The following is an 18,531-nucleotide window of genomic DNA, read 5'->3' as shown; positions in this document are numbered from 1 at the left end:
AAATAATCAAATACACAATAATGATTGAAGATGTTGTAGAAACGTATAGTGACCTTTTTGAAATCGATCAAAACCTGGATAGATTAGTTAAAAACATAGAACTTCTTAACTATCTAAATCCATTAAATATTGAACAAGAAAAAAAGGTTTTTTTTACTGGGAAATATCGAAAAAACCCAACGTTCAAATATCGTAAGCTAAAATTCAACCCCTATAAAATGCAACGGTTGTTCTTTAACCAACGATTAGAACGTATAGAAAATGAGGATATAAGAAAATTATACCAGGATATTATTTACGAATACTCTGGATTAATTCAATGTATTGAGACTATAGGAGCGGGGAAAAAATTTTATTATAACTCTCTAAAAGTATTTGGAACACCTAAAGAAAGAGATGTAGAAAATGCCCGTTTTATTCTTCATTTTGAAGATGAAGCCCTTCATGATGATGGAATAAAAAAATATTCTGCCCACGATGCAGAATTATATTTTGAAGATTTTGCTCAACGATATGATTTCAAGATCAACATTAAAAAATCTACACATATTTCCGCAGCGGCAATGGTTCTCAATGCATCCGAAATGCTTGTCTTAAAAAAGAATCATAAGTTTAGTGATAATGACCTAAAAGTACTTGCGAATCACGAAATTGGAGTGCATATGGTAACTACTTTTAATGGTAAAAGTCAGCCTTTAAAAATATTCTCTAATGGTTTTGTAAATAATACCGAAACTCAAGAAGGTCTAGCGGTGTTTAGCGAGTATATGTCTGGATGCCTTACTCTAAAACGAATGAAAGAATTGGCATATCGAGTAATTGCCGCAGATAGCTTAATCAAAGGTTACGATTTTAAAGGAACTTTTGATTTATTATACAGTCAATATAAGTTGAATAGAGAAGCTGCCTGGCAAATCACATTAAGAGCGCATCGTGGTGGCGGGTTTACAAAGGATTATTTATATCTAACCGGGCTTAAAAAAATATATGACTACTACTACGCCGGTCTGGATATGAATCCTCTATTAACCGGTAAGGTTACTCTTGAAAATAAAGAAAGTATTGTGAACCTTCAACAACTAGGCCTAGCCAATAAAAGCAAACACATGACAGATTCTTTTACTCAAAATCTAAACTCCAACAAGAAACTGGATTTTATTTTAAGGAACTTGAAATAACGGTATTTCAATATCACAGCACTTTCTTATACTTCTGAGCACAAGCTTCGATACAAATAAAATTAAGAATAAGCTCTGAACCATTCTTTTCAAAAAAAATGGTAATCACGTCATCATCACAACCAATGTTGATCGTATTATTATCTAGAGAAAAAGTGCCTGAACTTATATCTTGTGACACCGTAAACATGTTGCATAATGACCCATTTGTCGAAATCACAGTGCCATTATCAAAAAATTCTATTGTAAGTTGACTATCCACAGGTTGAAATGTGCCACTACCATCACCTGGATCCACCAACTGTTCTATCAATTGCCATTTTCCTATTAAATCAGTATTCATGACCACTGTGGTATCATCATCATTAGAACAGGAAACTAGTCCAATAAAACATATAAAAAACCCAATATATATTTTCATAATTAATCCCTTTATTAAAAGATTAGGTTTTATAGAAAAGGTTGCTTTATCACAAAATAGTAATTCTGCTTCATATTATTATGAATTCTTTAATAATGTACTGCATATATGTCCTGTGTACTGATAATTTATCAAGATTATAACAAAAAAGCATTGTATAGCTACTCAAAGTTTTTTACTTTCGGCGTCAATTTGATAACCATTCATACAATGAAAAACACCGCTTTAACCGAAACTCACATTGCCCTTGGCGCTAAGATTGTGCCCTTTGCAGGGTTTAATATGCCTGTATCTTATGAAGGCGTAAATATAGAACATGAAACTGTTCGTAAAGGAGTAGGTGTTTTTGATGTTTCGCATATGGGAGAATTTCTCATTACCGGACCTAAGGCATTAGATTTAATACAAAAAGTAACCTCTAATGATGCTTCAAAATTAATAGACGGAAAAGCACAATACAGTTGTTTACCAAATGATAAAGGTGGAATTGTAGATGACTTAATTGTTTACAAGGTTGCAGACGAAAAATATCTAATGGTGGTTAATGCATCAAATATCAAAAAAGATTGGGATTGGATTAGTTCACATAATACTATGGATGCAGATATGCGTGACTTGTCTGATGAATATTCTTTGTTGGCAATACAAGGACCTAAAGCCGCAGCGGCCATGCAATCTTTAACATCGATTGACCTTGAAGCTTTGAAATTTTACACTTTTGAAGTGGCAGATTTTGCTGGCATCGAGCATGTAATTATCTCGGCTACTGGTTATACTGGAAGTGGTGGTTTTGAAATCTATTGCAAGAACACCGAAGTACAACAGATATGGGATAAGATTTTTGAAGCTGGATCAGATTTTGATATCAAACCTATTGGGTTGGCGGCAAGGGATACCTTGCGATTAGAAATGGGGTATTGCCTATATGGTAATGATATCAACGACTCCACCTCTCCTATCGAAGCTGGATTGGGATGGGTCACCAAATTTTCTAAGGATTTTATTAATGCAGATGCCTTAGCAAAAGAAAAAGAACATGGAGCAAAACGAAAACTAATAGGTTTCGAGCTTGATGAACGTGGTATACCGCGTCATGATTATGATATTGTAGACGGTAATGGCAATACAATTGGGATCGTTACTTCGGGTACCATGTCTCCTTCTTTAGGAAAAGGTATTGGATTAGGGTATGTGCCTCCAGTTTTTGCAAAACCAGGGAGCAAAATTTATATTCAGGTTAGAAAAAAAGCAATTCCGGCTACGGTAGTAAAATTACCTTTCTATAAAGGGTAATTTTAACAATAAAAATGGTATAGTTAAGTTTCAAGGTTACATATGTAATTTTTGAAACTTAATTTTTTTTAGAATACATTATAATTGAAAAAAATTCTCATCATAGGCGCCAGTGGTTTTATAGGAAATGCCCTTTACAAAGAGCTAAACTCCTATTTTGATACCTATGGCACATATTATACCGACAATGCTTTTTTTGAAAAAAACCAAAAGTTCTTTCAGTATGATATGGAAACTGAAGATATCTCTATCTTACTTGATAATTTAAAACCTACTTTTATTATCTCTGCGCTAAGAGGTAATTTTAATTCGCAATTAGATGCACATCAACGCATGATTAATTGGATTAAAAAACATAGATGCCGATTGTTGTTTATCTCTAGTGCTAATGTATTTGATTCTTTTAGTAACTACCCATCTTATGAATACGATAAAACACTTAGTGAAAGTGTTTTTGGGAGGTTAAAAATTAAAATTGAAAATGCATTGATGAGACTACCAGCAAATAAGTATGTTATAGTAAGAGTACCCATGGTATTTGGTGCTGCAAGTCCAAGAGTACAGGAGCTTAGAACACTTCATGATTTAAAAGCCCCAATAGAAGTTTTTCCTAATGTAATTATTAATGTGACCAGCATATTAAAATTAACCCAGCAAATACATTATATTATAAATCGTGGCAAAAAAGGAATTTTTCATTTAGGAAGTACAGACCTTATCTATCATCTAGATCTCATTAAAGAGGTTTGTGACATGCTACAGCTTCAAGACGCTGTTTTTAAACAGGTTTATGATTCTAATAATGACCGTTATCTTGCGGTATTACCCAGAGATAATAAACTACCAAAAAATCTTCATATTACCACCCAACAAGTAATCAATTCTGTAATAGTAAAGTGATTCTTAATGAACTCATAATTGGTTATTAACTACTCATAATTCATGTTATCTTTGCCTTATGATTCAAGAAGGAAAAAAAATTATCTTGTTTGATGGTGTATGCAACCTGTGCAATAGCGCCATAAATTTTGTTATTAAACGTGATAAAAAAGATATATTTCGTTATGCATCTTTACAAAGTGAAGTTGGTAAAAAAATGATTGCCGAAAGAAGTATAGATACGTCAAAAATAGATTCTATACTATTAATAGACCCTTCGGTAGCTTATTACCATAAATCAACAGCTGCTTTGCAAATTGCAAAGCAGCTGTCGGGTATTTATCCTTTACTTTCTGTTTTTTTTATTTTACCGAGATTTTTAAGAGATTGGATTTATGATATCATTGCCAAGAACAGGTATACATGGTTTGGCAAAAAAGAAACCTGTATGATTCCCACCCCAGAACTTAAAGCCCTTTTTATTGATCAAAAAAATTGATCAGCATTGAACTATCTCTATCTATTTATTGTGGTGTAGATTTAGAATCCATATTTACATCCTGTATTTCTAAAACTATATTCTCTTTACTTATTTTGTTCATATTATCAATATGTACAAAAGTTAAACAAGCCATTGTAAAACAAAGTAATGCTATAGGTATTAAAAATTGTTTCATACAATTACTTTTTTTGATTTAATTTGATTTGAGGCAAAAAAACCATATCTATATTACGGTATAAAAGTAATGACATATGGATATTGCCCCCAACAACTTTTTAGAATTCGTAGTTAATCAATTAGAATTCGTTAAGTCCTTTTTATTGATCAATAGCAATTGAATCAATTTTTGCACTTCATTTAGTATCTGGAATGTCTGCAGTAATAGAATGATTTACCTGATTTTCCATATGTACCTCTGTTTGCTGTTTTTTTCTTAACTCATCTGATTGAGATTCAAGTTTATTTACATTATCAATATGTACAATACTAAGACATATCACTGCAAAAGAGATAAGAGATAATGGTAGTATAAATTGTTTCATGGTTTGTGAGTGTTTATTAGTGTGATAAAGTGATACTTCAAAAGTATGTATAAGTAGTATACGACGTAAGGGGAGTTTACCTATAAATCAAAAGGGGTTTTTCCCCCTATTGATTGTATTTTATGATGATATATATCTGTTTACTCAATCAAAATACCACTTTGCTCATTTCTGGTTTTATGAGATACAAAGGCAATATACATTAGCGTAGTAACTAAAAACTATTGTATTATGAGAACATATACCCTACTCTTTTTGTTGCTTTCTATGATGGCATCAGCGAATTCTGAAAAGAAAACACCTTCTGTTATCCAAGAAGTAACTGTATATCTTACAGGGGCACAGATCAAAAGAACAGCTCAGATAAATCTTACATCTGGTGTTAACGAAATTTTGCTCGCTAACCTATCTCCAAATATTGATGAAAACAGTATACAAGTTTCGGGCTTAAAGAATACTTCTATCCTATCGATAAACTTTAATATCGATTATCTTGAAAAGAAAAAAGATTCTGAAGAGCTAACATCATTACGAAATCAATTAGAAGATTTACTATTGAAGAAAAACAGGTTAGAGAATATACTCTCTGGACTTAGTCAAGAAAAAAAAGTCTTAGATAATAACCAACGTATAAGTAGTGATAACACAGAACTCTCACTAGAAAAAGTAAAACAAATTTCTGCATATTATAGGGAAAGATCAATAGAAATTCAAAATGAAACGTATACAATTACTCAAAAGATAAACCTGATAGATGATACCATCAAAGATTTTACCAATCAAATTGATACATTAGATGATCAAACTAAAGAAAGACGTGGAGAAATCAAACTAAAACTGGATACTCCTAGTATGACTAACCTGTTGCTAGAGATACGTTATACTGTATCAAATGCGGGATGGTTTCCTCTATATGATATTAAATCAAATAGTACAGAATCCCCTCTAAACATAGCATATAAAGCTAATGTTTATCAACAAACCGGTACCGATTGGAAGAATGTAAAAATCGTCTTATCCACTGGTGACCCTAATACTAATACTATTAAACCCAATCTAAGCACTAAATATCTAAACTTTACATACGGTGGTTATAGAAGCAATTATCCAACCAAGAGATATTCGTATAAATATAATCCAACGGTACGAAAAGTTAGCGGAATCATTAGCCACCAAAATGGCCAACCTTTACCCGGTGTAAACGTAATAGAAAAAGGAACCTCGAATGGAGTGGTTACTGATTTTAATGGAAGATACACACTAAACATTCAAACCGGAAGAGAGCTCTCTTTCTCCTATGTAGGATTCGCAAGCCAAGAAGTTCCTATCTATTCATCACTAATGAATATAAAATTAGAAGAAGATACCGCTCAATTAGAAGAAGTAATTGTATCAGGATATAGTTTAGGGTCCAGGAGAAGTTCTTCGACTTACAGTAGAAAAAAAGCTATAGAAAAAGCCGACTATAGTCAAATCGTTGAAACTAAAGAAGAAGGTGTAACCAATACCCGATTTAAAATCAAAAAGAAATACAGTATTAATTCTAATGCAGATATTACTGCCATAGAAATTGACAATTTTGATATGAATGCCGACTATAGACACTACGCTGCTCCAGAGCTTAATGAAAATGTATTTCTGACCGCAAAATTAGGAAATTGGGAACAATTTAATCTACTTGCCGGCGAAGCCAATATTTACTTTGAAGGAAGTTACGCCGGTAAAACCAATATTGATCCTTTGGCAACTACAGATAGCCTTACCATATCTTTGGGTATAGATCCAAATATTGTAGTACAACGTGAACAATTAGATGATTTTAAAAGTAAATCGTTTACAGGTAGTAATCGAATCATAAATCGTGGTTATAAGATTAGTATTAAAAACAATAAACAAAGCCCGATATTAATTACTCTCGAAGATCGTATCCCGATGTCTCAAAACAAAGAGATTAAATTAGACGATATCAATACTTCTGACTCAAAATATGATCACAAAACCGGTATTATGAAATGGAAATTAAATATCTCTTCAAATCAAAAAACAGAGAAACAATTTTCATATCAGGTAAAATACCCAAAATATAAACGAATAAATCTTTAATGCATCCAACAATTTAAAGATAAGACCTCACAGGTTACTAAAACCCGTGAGGTCTATTATTTTGATTTTATTTAACGCTGAAACGAAAAAAGGAAACCATCTCTAAATTGTTCGTCAATAGTAAACTTATTATTGATCAGCTTAATGTTACCTATACTAATTTCATTAACAATCAATTCTTGATTACCTTCAATTGTTTGTATTGAGTAATTATAGGTCCCCGTCGACAGACTGTCTTCTAAAGTATCGTCTGTATTATTATTAACAACATCGATAGTTTTAGAGGCCTCGTCAAAATTCCAGACAATGGTTTCAGCTTCAAAAATATGATCGACACCCAGAAATCCTCCGGTAACGGCAACTAAACTCCATTTTCCTTCTAATCCCGATGAATTTATATCAGGAATCGTTACGGTAGTATCATCATCGTTACTACAACCTAAGAGTGCTAAAAAAAATAATATGTACGTTAGATGTTTCATCTTCAGTTTCTATTTAGTTAACCAATATATAACTGTAGATGAAGTACTTTTAGTGTTTGTTGCGTGAATGAAATGTTAAAAATCTATATAGTTTGTTATTTTCATGTAAAATCTAAGGAAGTAATGTGCCTGCTATATACTCTATTTCATCCAAAAGCAATGTAAGATCAGCTTCTTGAGTCAATGGATTCATAATAGTTGTTCGCAAATATAGACACCCATCTATTCTAGTCTGAACAATATAAAACTTACCAGATCTAATCAGGGTTTGTCTAATTTGTTCATTTAAGGTATTAACATCCCTTTGTTTTACATCTATAAATCTAAAATTCACAATATTAGCTTTAGGCATCAATGCAAGCTCAAAATTTGGTCTTTTCTGTATGATTTTTGCAAAAACTAAAGCCATTGAATACAATCTGTCTATATTTTGCTCAAATATCTCCTCCCCGTATGTTTTTAGAATGGTATATACCTTTATAGCCATCATTGATTTAGTACATTCAAATGTTCTTTTTCCAGAATTGTACCACTCAATAGAATGTTGTGAATCCCATAGATATTGTGCTTGCTGTTCGAATGTTTTATAGGCATCATCAGATTTCTTAAAAATAAGCCCTGTATTTAATGCAGGGGTCATTAACATTTTATGAAAATCTAAAACTACCGAATCTGCATGAGCGATTCCGTTTACTAAATATTTATATTGTTTCGAAAACACTACCCCTGCTCCATGTGCTCCATCAACATGAAACCAAAGATTATTCTTTTCGGCAAAATCTGCTAGAGTTTCTAAATCATCATATGATCCGGTTGCAGTCGAACATGCGCTACCAATAATTGCTATTACATGAAATCCTTTTTCTGTTGCTTTATCTTTATATTCCTCTAGCAGATTTGTATCTATACTAAACTTTTTATTTACAGGTACTTTTATAATTCCCTCGCAACCAAAACCAAGAATTCTAGCTGCTCTATCGATACAGTAATGCGCCTCTTCAGAAACCATGACTGCTAGTTTTTCTTTATGTCCTTCTTCCCATACCGCCGAAGGCGATTTTGCCTTACGGGCTGCTAATAATGCCGTTAGATTTGCCAAAGTCCCTCCCGAAGTTAAAAAGCCAGAAGCATTTGATGTATACCCTATTTTTTTTGCTACAAGGTCAGTAACAATTTTCTCTATTGCATTAGACGCCATTCCCATTTCATATACCCCTGTTCCATTACTTAGCAAATCAGACATAAGACCTGCTAAGCCCGAAACCAATGCAGGGACTGATACTTGATGTCCAATATACCTGGGATGATGCACACTAATTGAATGATCCAAGATATTTTTAAAAACATCACTTATATCCGAATTTGATAAAAAATCTTGTTTCCAGTAGGCTAACTCATCTTCAGGATTTTGATATGATAATACAGGTTGTTCTTGATCATTTTGTACTTTCTCTATATGATTTGCCATTAAATCAATAACCTGGTGCCCTAGTGTTCTAAAATCAGAGGGATCATAAGCTTTTTTGAGTACATCTTCATTAACTATTGCGTCTTTCATCGTCTACCAAATTTGTTTGATATTCAAAATTAATCATCTTTATTTATAATAAAAAATACTTAATTTTGATAGATTAATAACAAAAATGCATTAAATGAATATACAGCAGCTTAAAAATGTAGTCGTGTTATCAGAGAAATTAAACTTTACGCGTACTGCTGAAGAATTAAACATTGTTCAACCTGCATTAAGCAGGCAAATTAAACAACTAGAAGAAGAGATTGGTGCAGTATTGTTTAAGAGAGATAAACGTAATGTGCAATTAACTCCTGCTGGATATTACTTTATAAAAGAATCAAAAAAATTATTGATTCAATTAGAAAGGATTAGTAAACAAACCCTTCATATTCATAATGGAGAAGCTGGAGAAATAAGAATAGGCTTTACTCATTCTATAATGCAAACAATTCTTCCTGAAATTCTGAAAACAATCAACCACAAAATACCTGGGATAAAGGCTGTGTTAAAAGAGATGAACAATCGGGATCAATATGTAGCATTACAACAAAATGAATTAGATATTGGTTTTGCGACAAACCCTATGGTGCCTTTCAATTTAAAGAGCAAAGTATTACATATTGATAATTTTGTAGTTCTATTGCCAGATTATCATCCTGTTGATAAAAACAACTATAAGGATTTCTCTGTTTTTGCCAAAGAAGAGTTTATTTTCCCCACTGTATCAGATGGACCTAATTATGTACATATATTAGAATCAATTTGTGTAGATGCAGGTTTTACTCCAAAAATTGTACATGAAACCGATTCTGCCAGTACGAGTTTCAGGTTAATTGAAGCCGGTCTGGGCATATCGATAGAGCCTATATCTTCATTACATGGGCACGAATTCCCAATTAAGAGTATAGAGCTAAAAAGCATCAAACAAAAAGCAAAACTCACTATGATGTGGAATCCCGAAAAAGAGTCAGAATATCCTGAATTATTCAAGTTACTAAAAAACTGGAAAGTAGATTAGTTACTTCACTTTTTCATAATGATCATCCCAATCTTTCACTTTAGGATCTCCTAATTTACCAACAGATTTTGCTACAATCATAGACACAGTAGCATCTCCGGTAACGTTAATGGTAGTTCTTAGCATATCTAAAGGTCGATCAACCGCAAAGATCAATGCTAAACCAATTGGTAATTTATCTGAAGGAAAACCTATGGCTTCGAGAACAATAACTAGCATTACCATTCCTGCTCCAGGAACAGCAGCAGATCCTATTGATGCCAATAGAGCGGTCAAAACAATAGTAATCTGATTGCTAAATGTTAGACCTTCTGGCCATAACACTTGCATAATAAATACCGAGGCAACCGCTTGATACAAACTAGTACCATCCATATTGATCGTTGCTCCTACTGGTAATACAAAACTTGATACCTCTTTGTCTACACCGATATGTTCTTCTACTCTTTCCATAGTAACGGGTAGCGTTGCAGCACTTGAACTTGTAGAAAATGCTAACAATTGTGCAGGGCTTATCTGCTTTAAAAACCAAAATGGTGATTTTTTCGTGAGTACAGAAACCAAAATACAATAAAATACAATCATCATCATCAATCCAAAAAATACAACTCCGGCATACTTTAAAAGTGCTAATAAAATATCCGGATCATCAGAGGTTACCACCACATTAGCTAATAATGCAAAAACTGCATAGGGTGCCGTTAACATGATTAAATCCACCATTTTTAATACCACATCATTAAGACTATCAAAGAATTTTTTTAGAGGTTCTGATTCTGAAGGCTTTATTAACAGCATACTAATCCCAAGAAAAATAGCAAAGAAAATCACCTGAAGCATGAGCTTATTATTACTCATTGCTGCAACCGCATTTTGCGGTACCATATCGACTACAAATTGTAATGGGCCACTTTCTTTTTGTCGTCCAGCTTCAGCAATACGTTCTGATATTTTTGCACTACCAGCATATTCTGAAGTTAATTTTTCTATAGTTTCAGGAGTAATTCCTTCTCCTGGTTTTAAAACATTTACTAATAATAATCCTATGGTTATTGCAATTACAGTGGTAATAATATAAATGACAATGGTTCTTCCTCCAATTCTTTTAAACTTCGAAATATCTTTTAGATCAGAAATTCCTTTAATCAAAGAGGCTAAAATTAGCGGAACGGCTATTAATTTAAGAAGATTAACAAAGATTGTACCCAACGGAGCAATCCAGTCCCCGGTAAATCCTTTTCCCCATGATGGGTAAGTCATAATAAACCCGAACAGTATACCCGCTACCATTCCAATTACAATCTGCCAATGCAATGCTATTTTCTTCATGTGAATTCTTTAATAATTAAGCCAAACAGCGTCGAAGATATAAATTAAAAACAAAAAAACGGTAACCCGATTAAGATTACCGCAATTATTAACTTTTATTTTAATAACTATTTTTTTATTGTTCTATTCATTAACCAATAGTCTACAAGAACCAAAGCGGCCATTGCCTCTACTATGGGAACCGCCCTAGGTACAACACAAGGATCATGTCTTCCTTTACCTTGCATATTCACAACATTACCATCTTTATCGATCGTTTCTTGATCTTGCATAATAGTAGCTACAGGCTTAAAGGCAACATTAAAATAAATATCCATTCCGTTAGAAATGCCCCCTTGTATCCCTCCAGATAGGTTCGTTTTTGTGCTTCCGTCGGTATTGAAAAGATCGTTATGCTGACTACCTTTTAACTCGGCTCCTGCAAAACCACTTCCGTATTCAAAACCTTTTACTGCATTAATAGAAAGCATCGCCTTACCAAGTTCTGCATGAAGTTTATCAAAAACAGGTTCTCCTAACCCCACAGGTACGCCAGAAATTGCACAACTCACAATACCTCCAACGGTATCGCCTTCTTTTCTGATCTGCTTAATGTATTGCTCCATCTCGTTAGCCATTTCGGGATCAGGGCAACGTACAATGTTACTTTCTGTTAATGAGAAATCAAGTTCGGTATGTGGTTTCTCTAATTTAAGAGAACCTACACCCGTTACATAGGCATTAAAACTCACTTCTGACAGTACTTGTTTAGCAATAGCTCCTGCTACTACTCTACTTGCCGTTTCGCGAGCAGAAGAACGCCCGCCGCCACGATAATCTCTTACTCCATATTTCTGATCATAGGTATAATCGGCATGTGATGGTCGATATGAATCTTTGATATGCGAGTAGTCTTTTGACTTTTGATTTGCATTTTTGATTACAAAACCAATGGGGGTTCCTGTCGTAACTCCCTCAAAAATACCGGAATAAAATTCTACAGTATCAGGTTCTTTACGTTGGGTAACAATAGCCGATTGACCAGGTTTACGACGATCCAGTTCATCCTGGATTGCCTCTAAGTCTAACTCGACCCCAGAAGGGCAGCCATCTATGACCCCGCCAATTGCTACACCGTGTGATTCTCCAAAAGTGGTAAGCTTAAATAAATTACCAAATGTATTTCCCGCCATTGAATGCAAATTTTAGCAAATGTACTTGTTAATCTTTAAAAATATGGTAGTAATATGATAGAAAAAATGGGCTTTCAATTGCAAAAATTTAATCAAGCTTTAATTTTGAGGTTTTTTTTGAGAAAAAGTTTGTTCCAGGTTTTTTTTTAATCTAATCAGTTTAAGATGACCGTTCTTTATTTAATAAACCTCAATAGATTGAAAATCGTATTAAATGAATATTTATTAGAATAAAAACCATAGAATTAATGACATAAATAACCCTGTACATGCAATAAGTGTTGTCATTACTGTCCAGGAACGAAATGTTTGCTTTTCGGTTAAACCAAGATACTGACCAACCAACCAAAAACCACTATCATTTACATGAGACAAAATTGTTGCTCCCGATGCGATAGTAATCACAAAAAGTGCAATCTGCGCCGCACTAAAATCTCCTACACTAATAATAGGAAATGTAATTCCCGCTGCTGCTATCATTGCTGTAGTGGCAGAACCTTGTAATACACGTATCAAAGCCGCAACGATAAAGGCGAAAAGTAAAGGGTGTACATATGAACTTTGCAGAGAAGAAGCTAACATCTCTCCTGCTTTGGTATCTACTAATATTTGTTTAAAAGCGCCTCCGGCACCAGTAAGTAAAATAATAGCTCCTGCGGGTTGAAATGATTTCATTGATATTTTTAATAATTCACCTCTGTTCGTTCCTCTTTTAATACCTAAAACATACCAAGCAATTAAATTTGCAATAATTAGTGCTGTAAAAGGGTGTCCAAGCAGAGAAATCGTATAGACAAACCATTCTGAAAGTACATTTTTACCAAACCAATCGCCAAGTAAGACAGTCTTAAGAACAATCAAAAAAATGGGCAATGCTATAATTAATATAATGGTTATTGGATTAGGATATTCTTTATCTTCAGTACTTTTGATATTAGTATTTGTAGGTAGTGTAAGATTTATTTTTTCTGAAATATACTTTGCAAAAAGAGGTCCACTAATAATAGCAGCCGGAATCCCAACAATAAACCCTAAAACAATTACCCATCCTAAATTTGCTCCCAAAATATCTGCAACCGCAACAGGTCCTGGCGTTGGAGGAATAAAACTATGTGTGATTGCTAATCCGGCAAGTAAAGGTATTGCATATAACAACACAGATTTTTGTGTCTTTCTGGCAATTGCATAAACTACCGGAACTAGAATAATAAAAGCTACATCGAAAAAAACAGGAATAGCAATAATAAAACCAGTAATCATCATAGCCCAGGAAGCATTTTTCTCTCCGGAAAGTTTTAGTATATATGCTGCTAATCCTTGAGCTCCTCCTGAGTGCTCTAATAGTCCTCCAAATAATGCTCCTAAGCCTACTACCGTAGCTACAAAACCAAGAGTACTACCCATGCCATTTTTTATACTCTCAAGAATCATTTCGGGAGACAATCCTGCAACAACACCTACAAGTATACAAACTATGAGTAGCGCGATAAATGCCTGTATCTTTAATTTTAAGATCATAAAAAGCAAGGCAGAAATGCCTACCCCTACAGCAATTAGTAATTGATAATCCATAAAGTTTTAGCTTTTCCAGTTTGTGTGAAAGTATTCATCTGTTGATTTATCTATTCGTTGATACGCATGCGCACCAAAGTAATCTCGTTGTGCCTGAATCATATTGGCTGAAGATTGTGCAGATGTATACGTTAAAAAGTAATTTAAAGCAGCAGATATTACTGGTAGCGAGTATCCATTTTTGATAGCTGTAGCTGCTATATTCTTTAGTGCTATATTATTGGCCTTCATAGTGGTAATTATTTCCGGAAACAGTAAAAGAGAAGTAGTATTAGCATTTACAAACAATGACGATATTTTTTCCATTAAATCACTACGAATGATACAACCATTGGTCCATACTCTAGCAATTTCAGACATGTCCAAATTCCAATCATACTCTTGAGATGCATGAGCAAGCAAATCAAATCCTATGGTATGATTAATAATACTTGTTGCATAGAAAGCTTTTTCGAGAGAAATAATAAAATCGGCTTCATTTTCTGTAATACTTGCCTGCTTTAATTGATAAGCATTTGACGCAATACCTCTTTGGGATTTCATACCAGATAAGTTTCTTGCCATTACAGCTTCAGAAATCGTATTAGCTGGCATACCTAATTCTAGTGCATCTATGGTAGACCAACCTCCTGTTCCTTTCTGCCCAGCCTTATCAAGAATTATATCGATCAAAAACTGTTCTCCTTCTTTTTTCTGAAGAATATCTGCTGTAATTTCAAGAAGAAAACCATCTTTACCATTGCTCCTCCACGATTCAAAAATCTCGCTAATCTGCTCTGGGGTCATGTTGCAATAAAATCGTAATAGATGATATATCTCTGCTAGTAATTGCATTTCACCATATTCGATACCATTATGTACCATTTTCACGTAATGTCCAGAACCTTCAGGACCAATATATGCACAACAAGAGTTATTGTTTTTGTCTTTGGCTGCAATGGCTTCAAGGAATTTTCCAGCCCTATCGTATGCTTTTTTTACTCCCCCAGGCATTATCGAAGGTCCTTTTAATGCGCCTTCCTCTCCTCCAGAAATTCCGGTTCCAAGAAAATAAACACCATGTTTTAATAGCTTCTTTTCCCGTTCTGAAGTTTTCTTATAATGAGAATTACCCCCATCAATTAAACAATCTTCTTTTGACAACAAGGGCAATAATGCTTCAATTATCATATCCACAGGCTTACCCGAATTAACCATAATCATAATTGTTCGCGGTTGTGCTATCGATGATACAAAAGATGATAAATCATCAAACCCTAATACACTTACATCGTTTGATTGTTCATTTACAAAATGTTTGGCTACATCTACTTCTTTGCCTTCGATTTGACGATTATAGACCGATAAGCTAATCTTTTTAGATAAAATATTCTTAGCCAAATTTTTACCCATAACACCAAGACCAATAAGTCCTAACTGTGATTTCTTTAGGTTCAATTTATGGAGTATTTCAACAATGATTTCTTCGGTACCTTGATCAATATTTATAGAAATGCCCGTTGATGGTTTTTCTAAAGTTTCAAATTGCGAGGTTAATAGTTCTTTTTTAAAAAAATGCTTCCTCCTAGCCTTCAAACGACTAGAGATCAAATCATAGTTTCCATCAAGAAAAATCCATTTTATAGACTCATTGTGAATAGACTTAAGCATTTCTCGATATTTTTGTTTCAATGCTGAACAAGCTAATACTGCTCCTTTTTCATGATGCCAATCCTTAATCTTATTTGCCAATTTTTGAAGCCATGGATTTCTATCTTCATCGTTTAGAGGAATGCCATCTGACATCTTTTTGATATTTGTAGCAGAATGAAAATCATCTGCATCATAAAATGGAATGTCTAATGTTTTAGCTAATACCTTACCTATTGTTGTTTTACCGCTTCCTGATACTCCAAATACAATATATACAGTTTTTGAATTCATTTAAAAGTGTAAATGATTATATATAATTCAGGTTTTTTTTAAAACCATACATTTTTAAACAAAAAAATAATGAAAGTTTAGAATTTATAATATCACAAAACGAGGTTTCAAAATTTAATTTAATATTCTGGTAACAAACCCAATAATTGTTTAAAAACCAGTAACAATATACTCATAGTAAATTAATCCTAAGTAAAAACTGCTTTACTTAATTTGTATGGATAGATAATTTTATGAAAAAACGTACTGTAGAGCTTGTTGTAATTTCTGATGTTCATCTTGGAACCTATGGCTGTCATGCCAAAGAATTACTCAACTATCTAAATAGCATTAAACCTAAAACATTGATCCTTAATGGTGATATTGTAGATATTTGGCAATTTAGAAAACGATATTTTCCAAAATCTCACCTTAAGGTTATAAAAAAGATCATATCATTTGCTTCTAAAGGCACTGAAGTAATTTATATCACCGGAAATCATGATGAAATGCTTCGAAAATTTAGTGATATTGAAATGGGTCATTTTAAATTAGTCGATAAATTGGTATTAGAATTAGACGGAAAAAAAGCATGGTTTTTTCACGGAGACATTTTTGATGCTTCTATTCAAAATGCCAAATGGCTAGCCAAGTTAGGTGGCTGGGGATATGATATGCTTATTCTTCTAAATCAACTCATTAATTGGTTTTTGGTAAGTATCGGAAAAGAAAAGTTCTCTTTATCAAAAAAGATAAAAAACAGTGTTAAAAAAGCGGTTAAACATATTACCGATTTTGAAGATGTGGCAGCAGAATTAGCGATAAAGAATGATTATCAGTATGTAATTTGCGGACATATTCATCAACCCCAAATGAGAAAGTTTACCAATAAAAATGGTTCTTGTTGTTATTTAAATTCTGGGGATTGGGTTGAAAACTTAACTTCTCTAGAATATCATAACCAAGAATGGACACTAGTACATTACGAAAATGAATCTATGCAAGCTTTTGTAGATCACACTGAAGATACTGATGATTTAACAATACTGCCAGAAACACTAATCACAACAATTGCCTCATTTAAAAAAGGATAATACTTATCTTTGACGATATAAGTTACATATCGTTCAAAACAAAACAACTATGCTTGGTTTAAAATTGGCAACAGATCCACGTTGGGCAACTATTGTAGAATCTAATATCGAAGAAATTCTTACAGATCATGCATGGTGTGAACAAAAAGCTGCAACCAATGCAATTACCATTATTACTTTAAATTCTGAACATACAGATTTAGTTACCGATCTGCTAAAACTAGCCCAGGAAGAATTACAACATTTTGAAATGGTACATGAGATCATTAAAAAAAGAGGATACAAATTAGGGCGTGAACGTAAAGATAGTTATGTAAACGAATTGTTTAAGTATAAGGTTAAGCAAGGTGGTAGCCGCACTCAAGGTTTGGTGAGTCGATTATTGTTTTCGGCAATGATCGAAGCTCGCAGTTGTGAACGATTTAAGCTTCTTTCTGAAAAAATAAAAGACCCAGAATTATCGAAATTTTATCATGATCTAATGATTAGCGAAGCAGGTCATTATACTACTTTTATTGGCTTTGCCCGTAAGTACGGAAAAGACATTGATGTAGATCAACAATGGGAAGACTTATTACAGTTTGAAGGAGAACTTATCCAGAACTATGGTAAAAGTGAAACTATTCATGGGTAAGTGAATATGAGCCATATATAAATGGTCTGCAAAACTTTGTAAATTTCTTGGGTTATCTTCCAGTTTCAATCTAATTTTTCGCGAAGCTCTTTTGCTTGTTGAAAATTAAAGTTTCTTTCATTTTTTAGAATTAAATTTAGCATATTTTTAGCTTTTTGTATATCGTCTTGTTTCAGATATACCATAGCCTTATACCAATATGCTTTAGAACTATCTACAGTACCACTATTTAATAATTCGTCAAATGTAAGTAGTGCTTTTTCGTAATCATTCAGACCTAAATAAGAAGCGCCCAGATACGATAATATATAAGGTTCAAAACCTTGTCCCTGCTCCGAAGGCTCCTCAAGTTCTTCAGAAAATATAGCAATAGCTTGTGCATACTTTTCCTCAAAAAAGAGATTCTCGCCTTTAGCAAGGATATTTTCACCATCACTTTGAACTGTTAGAGATGGTAAATCCTTCCAATTACTATACTGAGCATACAATGAACTTGCCGACTCATTAACGGTGTAGTAATTAATAAAAAAGGCGATCAATATTGCAGCAACCGACGCACTAACGTAATACATCCATTTCCTGCTTTTCTTTGATTTTACTTCATTTTCAAAATACTGGTCCCCTATCTTTTGTATTTTCGATTCAAGATCAACATATTCTTTACGTCTTCTAATTTGTTTAATACCATCAATCTCATCATTATCTTTTGGGCTTTCAGTTAAAAACCACTCTTTATCATGTATAGCATATTTTAAAGATCGATGTAGATCAACTTCTTTTCTAAGATCATTATCAACTAGAATTTTTTCTTCGAATTGTTTTTTTTCATCTTCACTCATACGTCCAGCAATAAATGCTTCTATTTGTTCGTATATTGTATTATCAAAGTCCATA

Annotated in this window: 18 protein-coding genes; 8 read left to right on the top strand and 10 right to left on the bottom strand. The window is 33.3% G+C overall.

From position 1 onward, the window contains the following. Window positions 1-20: 20 nt before the first annotated feature. Window positions 21-1,178 carry a peptidase MATCAP family protein gene (locus ABW637_RS15760; protein WP_367585681.1) on the top strand — a complete coding sequence of 386 codons (1,158 nt, stop codon included), beginning with the start codon at window positions 21-23 and terminating at the stop codon, window positions 1,176-1,178. A gap of 13 nt (window positions 1,179-1,191) precedes the next feature. Here ABW637_RS15760 and ABW637_RS15755 read toward each other — a convergent pair whose 3' ends face one another. After that, window positions 1,192-1,599: a lipocalin family protein gene (locus ABW637_RS15755; RefSeq protein ID WP_367585680.1), complete on the bottom strand. Its 408-nt coding sequence runs from the start codon at window positions 1,597-1,599 to the stop codon at window positions 1,192-1,194. Between the two features lie 210 nt (window positions 1,600-1,809). Between ABW637_RS15755 and gcvT the strand changes: the two genes are divergently transcribed. From gcvT to ABW637_RS15740, 3 genes are all read left to right on the top strand, one after another. Further along, a complete protein-coding gene (gcvT, locus tag ABW637_RS15750) occupies window positions 1,810-2,892 on the top strand; it encodes a glycine cleavage system aminomethyltransferase GcvT (RefSeq protein WP_367585679.1) in 1,083 nt (360 codons plus the stop codon). Between the two features lie 84 nt (window positions 2,893-2,976). Then, window positions 2,977-3,792 (top strand): sugar nucleotide-binding protein, encoded by an 816-nt coding sequence (locus tag ABW637_RS15745; protein ID WP_367585678.1) that lies wholly within the window; start codon window positions 2,977-2,979, stop codon window positions 3,790-3,792. Between the two features lie 58 nt (window positions 3,793-3,850). After that, complete coding sequence (locus ABW637_RS15740) at window positions 3,851-4,270, top strand: thiol-disulfide oxidoreductase DCC family protein (RefSeq protein ID WP_367585677.1); 420 nt, start codon at window positions 3,851-3,853, stop codon at window positions 4,268-4,270. A 25-nt stretch (window positions 4,271-4,295) separates the two neighbouring features. Here ABW637_RS15740 and ABW637_RS15735 read toward each other — a convergent pair whose 3' ends face one another. Together ABW637_RS15735 and ABW637_RS15730 are read right to left on the bottom strand one after the other, a co-directional pair. Beyond that, window positions 4,296-4,448, bottom strand: coding sequence for a hypothetical protein (locus ABW637_RS15735; protein ID WP_367585676.1), 153 nt, complete (start codon window positions 4,446-4,448; stop codon window positions 4,296-4,298). Between the two features lie 178 nt (window positions 4,449-4,626). Then, window positions 4,627-4,815 carry a hypothetical protein gene (locus ABW637_RS15730; RefSeq protein ID WP_367585675.1) on the bottom strand — a complete coding sequence of 63 codons (189 nt, stop codon included), beginning with the start codon at window positions 4,813-4,815 and terminating at the stop codon, window positions 4,627-4,629. Window positions 4,816-5,046: 231 nt separating this feature from the next. On the opposite strand from ABW637_RS15730, the gene ABW637_RS15725 reads away from it, so the two are divergent. Then, entirely contained in the window at window positions 5,047-6,918 is a 1,872-nt protein-coding gene (locus ABW637_RS15725) for a DUF4139 domain-containing protein (protein WP_367585674.1), read from the top strand. A 71-nt stretch (window positions 6,919-6,989) separates the two neighbouring features. Here ABW637_RS15725 and ABW637_RS15720 read toward each other — a convergent pair whose 3' ends face one another. Continuing rightward, window positions 6,990-7,400, bottom strand: a complete 411-nt coding sequence (locus ABW637_RS15720; protein ID WP_367585673.1) for a hypothetical protein — start codon at window positions 7,398-7,400, stop codon at window positions 6,990-6,992. 112 nt (window positions 7,401-7,512) lie between these two features. Continuing rightward, a complete protein-coding gene (locus ABW637_RS15715; protein ID WP_367585672.1) occupies window positions 7,513-8,958 on the bottom strand; it encodes a pyridoxal phosphate-dependent decarboxylase family protein in 1,446 nt (481 codons plus the stop codon). Window positions 8,959-9,052: 94 nt separating this feature from the next. Here ABW637_RS15715 and ABW637_RS15710 point away from each other — a divergent pair, with 94 nt between their 5' ends. Further along, complete coding sequence (locus ABW637_RS15710) at window positions 9,053-9,934, top strand: LysR substrate-binding domain-containing protein (protein ID WP_367585671.1); 882 nt, start codon at window positions 9,053-9,055, stop codon at window positions 9,932-9,934. On the opposite strand, the gene ABW637_RS15705 is transcribed toward ABW637_RS15710, so the two are convergent. The 4 genes from ABW637_RS15705 to gnd all read right to left on the bottom strand — a co-directional run bounded on the left by ABW637_RS15705 (window position 9,935) and on the right by gnd (window position 15,930). Then, window positions 9,935-11,263, bottom strand: coding sequence for a dicarboxylate/amino acid:cation symporter (locus ABW637_RS15705; RefSeq protein ID WP_367585670.1), 1,329 nt, complete (start codon window positions 11,261-11,263; stop codon window positions 9,935-9,937). A gap of 107 nt (window positions 11,264-11,370) precedes the next feature. Continuing rightward, complete coding sequence (aroC, locus tag ABW637_RS15700; RefSeq protein ID WP_367585669.1) at window positions 11,371-12,435, bottom strand: chorismate synthase; 1,065 nt, start codon at window positions 12,433-12,435, stop codon at window positions 11,371-11,373. A 225-nt stretch (window positions 12,436-12,660) separates the two neighbouring features. After that, window positions 12,661-14,007: a GntP family permease gene (locus ABW637_RS15695; RefSeq protein ID WP_367585668.1), complete on the bottom strand. Its 1,347-nt coding sequence runs from the start codon at window positions 14,005-14,007 to the stop codon at window positions 12,661-12,663. Window positions 14,008-14,013: 6 nt separating this feature from the next. Further along, the gene (gene gnd / locus ABW637_RS15690; RefSeq protein ID WP_367585667.1) at window positions 14,014-15,930 is read right to left on the bottom strand and encodes an NADP-dependent phosphogluconate dehydrogenase; all 1,917 of its coding nucleotides are present in this window, start codon (window positions 15,928-15,930) and stop codon (window positions 14,014-14,016) included. Between the two features lie 233 nt (window positions 15,931-16,163). Between gnd and ABW637_RS15685 the strand changes: the two genes are divergently transcribed. Both ABW637_RS15685 and ABW637_RS15680 read left to right on the top strand, forming a co-directional pair. Next, window positions 16,164-17,003, top strand: a complete 840-nt coding sequence (locus tag ABW637_RS15685; RefSeq protein WP_367585666.1) for a UDP-2,3-diacylglucosamine diphosphatase — start codon at window positions 16,164-16,166, stop codon at window positions 17,001-17,003. Window positions 17,004-17,052: 49 nt separating this feature from the next. Next, window positions 17,053-17,637: a MiaE family protein gene (locus ABW637_RS15680; RefSeq protein ID WP_367585665.1), complete on the top strand. Its 585-nt coding sequence runs from the start codon at window positions 17,053-17,055 to the stop codon at window positions 17,635-17,637. A 65-nt stretch (window positions 17,638-17,702) separates the two neighbouring features. Here the strand turns inward: ABW637_RS15680 and ABW637_RS15675 are convergent, their stop codons facing one another. Continuing rightward, the gene (locus ABW637_RS15675) at window positions 17,703-18,530 is read right to left on the bottom strand and encodes a tetratricopeptide repeat protein (protein ID WP_367585664.1); all 828 of its coding nucleotides are present in this window, start codon (window positions 18,528-18,530) and stop codon (window positions 17,703-17,705) included. Between the last annotated feature and the right edge of the window lies 1 nt (window position 18,531).

It is taken from the genome of Aquimarina penaris (assembly GCF_040786285.1).
GTDB lineage: Bacteria > Bacteroidota > Bacteroidia > Flavobacteriales > Flavobacteriaceae > Aquimarina.
The sequence above is the reverse complement of the archived record's forward strand: the minus strand, read 5'-3'. Positions and strand labels throughout refer to the sequence as shown.